Raw genomic sequence first — 872 nt, 5'->3', positions numbered from 1 at the left:
CTAACTTAAATAAAAAAGTCTCCGACAAACCCGGTACGTTTCAATCAGCCTTCTATCCCCTGTCATATTGCTCACGGCTGCAGTGATCGCAGTCCCCTTAATCAAGCGCCTAGGATTAAACTCGGTATTGGGATATTTAATTGCAGGATTAATTATTGGTCCATTTGGACTGGCATTTTTCTACGATTCTGCGTCTATTCTGCATATCGCTGAGCTTGGTATTGTGATGTATCTGTTTGTGATTGGACTAGAAATGCGTCCATCGTATTTATGGAGTTTAAGAAAAGAAATTTTTGGATTAGGTACATTACAAATTAGTGCCTGTTCATTGGGGCTAACGGCTGTAGGCTTGGTCTATGGCTATTCTTGGCAAGTGAGTTTTGTGTGTGCTGCAGGCTTTGTACTCACCTCGACTGCAATTGTAATGCAACTTTTGGGAGATCGTGGAGACATTGCTCAACCACGCGGACAAAAAATTGTCTCGATTCTGCTGTTTGAAGACTTGTTGATTGTCCCTTTATTGGCAATTGTGGCACTGTTGCAAATAGCTGCTGATGGTAAGCTAAATACTCTTTTAGCTAAAGGATCAGCAGATGAATGCTTTCCATGGTCGTCATTTTCAGGGCGAAATCATTCTTTGGGCCGTCCGTTGGTACTGTAAATATGGCATCAGCTATCGTGAACTTCAGGAAATGCTCGCTGAACGGGGAGTAAATGTCGATCACACCACGATTTATCGTTGGGTTCAGCGTTATGCTCCTGAAATGGAAAAACGTTTACGTTGGTATTGGCGTAATCCTAAAGATCGACATTTATGGCATCTGGATGAAACTTACGTAAAAGTGAATGGCAAATGGGCATATCTATACCGA

At 42.1% G+C, this 872-nt stretch carries 2 protein-coding genes; both read left to right on the top strand.

All coding sequences use genetic code 11. The features are described from left to right. Window positions 1-43: 43 nt before the first annotated feature. On the top strand, window positions 44-661 hold the full coding sequence (locus WA249_RS18895; protein WP_079263707.1) for a cation:proton antiporter domain-containing protein: 618 nt from the start codon (window positions 44-46) through the stop codon (window positions 659-661). Beyond that, a partial coding sequence (locus WA249_RS18890) for an IS6 family transposase (RefSeq protein ID WP_335957794.1) occupies window positions 594-872 on the top strand: 279 nt, incomplete at its 3' end. The genes WA249_RS18895 and WA249_RS18890, both read left to right, overlap by 68 nt.

The sequence above is a fragment of the Acinetobacter sp. 161(2023) genome (assembly GCF_037027805.1).
Classification (GTDB): Bacteria; Pseudomonadota; Gammaproteobacteria; order Pseudomonadales; family Moraxellaceae; genus Acinetobacter.
This window is presented reverse-complemented; position numbering and strand designations above follow the sequence as displayed.